Raw genomic sequence first — 2,483 nt, forward strand, 5'->3', positions numbered from 1 at the left:
ATGATCGCGCCCCGGTGAATGCGACGCGGGAGCCGCCACGCGAGCCGCCGCCGCCCGCACCGCCACCTCCTCCGCCGCGTCCGGCCGCACCATCGCACGGCGCAACGCGGTTCTCATCCGTGTTCGGCATCAGGAGGCGCTGAGATGACCAGGCATCGCGGACGCGGCATGGCGTCGATCAACTATCCCATCGGCATGAACCTCGGCGGCGACCCTAGCCAAGCGCTGGTTCACTCCAATCCAAGCGGCAAGTTCACGGTGGCGCTGTCGTCGATCGATCTCGGCCAGGGAATGAAATCGGTGACGCGGCAGATCTGCGCCGAGACGCTCGGCGTGCCCGTCGAGGACGTCTATGTCGACACGGCGGACTCCGACACCGGCCCACACTGCATGGGCTCGTTCGCCTCGCGCGGCACCCATCGCGTCGGCAACGCCGTCATGGCCGCCGCTCGCGAAGCGCGCGGCGTGATGATGGAGGCGGCGGCCGAGGAGCTGGAGGTCAACGCCGCCGATCTCGAAACCGACGGGCGCGGGAACATTCACGTCAAGGGCGCACCCCATCGCTCGATCTCGACCAAGGACGTCGCGATCGCCGCGCAGTTCAAGCAAGGCAAGACCATCTCCGGCCGCGGCATCTTCCTGGTCCCCCTCTCAAACGTCGATCCTGAGACGGGCGAGATGTCGCCGGCAACCTGCTATGCCCATGCCTGCCTCGTCGCCGAGGTCGAGGTCGATGACGAGACCGGCGAGGTCGCGATGGTCCGGATGGACTCCGCCTATGAATTGGGACGCGCGCTCAACCCGCGGCTCGTCGAGCAGCAGCTGGTCGGCGGCGCCTGGATGGGCGTCAGCCATGCGCTCTACGAGACGCCCGAGCCATACTATCCTGAGCCCGTCCACGGGCCGCGCGACTTCGTCGAATATCTCATGCCCGGTCCCGGCGACATCTGCCCGCACGACATCGCGGTGCTGGAACGCCCTGCTCCCGACGGTCCCTTCGGCGGCAAAGGCCCGGGCGAGATGTGCGCCAACCCCGTTCTGCCGGCCGTCGCCAATGCGATCTTCAACGCCGTCGGTGTCCGCATCGACGATCTGCCGATCACGCCTGAGAAGGTGTTGCGCGCGATCAAGGCCCAGGGCGGCGCGCGGCCGCAGGCGCGGCGCTAGAGGAGCGGCCGTGGCGGTTCGCAGCAACATCGTCGGCATCGACAGCCCGGAGGCGCTGGAAAAGGCGCTGCGCGCGGCCTATTACCTCGCCGACGAAAGCCTTGCGACAGCCGCCTATCTTGGCCTCGCACTCGGCAAACCGCTGCTGCTGGAAGGCGCGCCAGGCGTTGGCAAGACGGAAGCCGCCAAGGCCATTGCCGCCGTGCTCGGCCGCCGCCTCATTCGCCTGCAATGCTATGAGGGCATCGACGCGTCCGCTGCGCTCTACGAGTGGAACTACCCGCGCCAAATGCTGGCGATCCGCCAGGCCGGTGACGAAAGCATCGACATCTATGGCGAGACGTTCCTGATCGAGCGACCGATGCTGGCGGCGCTCCGCGCGCCCGACTCCACTGTGCTGCTGATCGATGAAATCGACCGCGCCGACCAGGAGTTCGAGGCGTTCCTGCTGGAATTTCTCTCCGACTTCCAGATCTCGATTCCCGAGCGCGGCACCGTCCGCGCGGCGGAGCGCCCCGTCGTCGTGCTGACCTCGAACCGGACGCGCGATCTGCATGAGGCCTTGCGCCGGCGCTGCGTCTATCACTGGATCGACTATCCGACCGCGGAGCGCGAAGCACGCATCATCATGCTGCGGGCCTCCAGTGTTGCCGAAGCCACGGCCCGCGCCGTCGTTGCAGCCGTCGAAAGGCTGCGCCGCGAGCCGCTGAGCAAGGCGCCCGGGATCGCCGAGGCCGTCGACTGGGCCGAGGCGGCGACGCTGCTCCATAAAGGCGGGGCGCGATGGCCTGATGCGTTCAAGCGTTCGATCGGCGTGGCGCTGAAGGACGAAGAGGACCTGCATTTCATCTCGCCGCGGCTCGATGCGATGCTCGCGGAGGCGACCGCATGAGCACCGAGACGCAGCTCCCGCGCGCCGCACGCGTCTTCGTCGCCTTCGTCCCGTTGCTGCGTGCGAACGGCTTTGCCGTGGCGCCGGAGCAGACCACGACGTTCCTGGCGGCGATCGGGCTGCTCGGCCCGCGCGACATCGAGCACATCCGACAGGCCGCGCTGGCGACGCTGGCTCCGGCACCCGAACGCCGCGCCACTTTCAATCGGCTGTTCGACCTCCACTTCCGCGGCAGCGAGGCGGTTGCACGCGACGACGAGGACGAGGACGACGAGACGGTTCGGCTCCAGGAAGAGGGCCGCGGCGACGAGGAGCCCCTGCTCTCCGACGAAGCCAGCGAGTCCGGCCTCACCGCGACTCGAAGCGAGGCCCTGGTCGAGCGCCGCTTTGCGGCGACGTCGACCATGGACGCGCTCCGCCGCCT

The 2,483-nt window shown here is 68.4% G+C and carries 2 protein-coding genes and 1 pseudogene; all 3 read left to right on the top strand.

The annotated features are described in order from the left end of the window. Nucleotides 1-144: 144 nt before the first annotated feature. Nucleotides 145-1,167, top strand: a complete 1,023-nt coding sequence (locus tag SE91_RS19190; RefSeq protein WP_060735678.1) for a xanthine dehydrogenase family protein molybdopterin-binding subunit — start codon at nucleotides 145-147, stop codon at nucleotides 1,165-1,167. Nucleotides 1,168-1,177: 10 nt separating this feature from the next. Next, nucleotides 1,178-2,059, top strand: a complete 882-nt coding sequence (locus tag SE91_RS19195) for an AAA family ATPase (protein ID WP_061848692.1) — start codon at nucleotides 1,178-1,180, stop codon at nucleotides 2,057-2,059. Beyond that, nucleotides 2,056-2,483, top strand: a pseudogene (locus SE91_RS19200) (hypothetical protein); the annotation flags it as partial. The gene SE91_RS19195 and the pseudogene SE91_RS19200, both read left to right, overlap by 4 nt.

Source organism: Bradyrhizobium sp. DOA1 (assembly GCF_001593325.1).
In the GTDB taxonomy this organism is placed as follows: Bacteria; Pseudomonadota; Alphaproteobacteria; order Rhizobiales; family Xanthobacteraceae; genus Bradyrhizobium.

Coding starts and splice junctions, on each gene's coding strand:
- SE91_RS19190 (WP_060735678.1), top strand. CDS start 145: ATGACCAGGCATCGCGGACGCGGCATGGCGTCGATCAACTATCCCATC.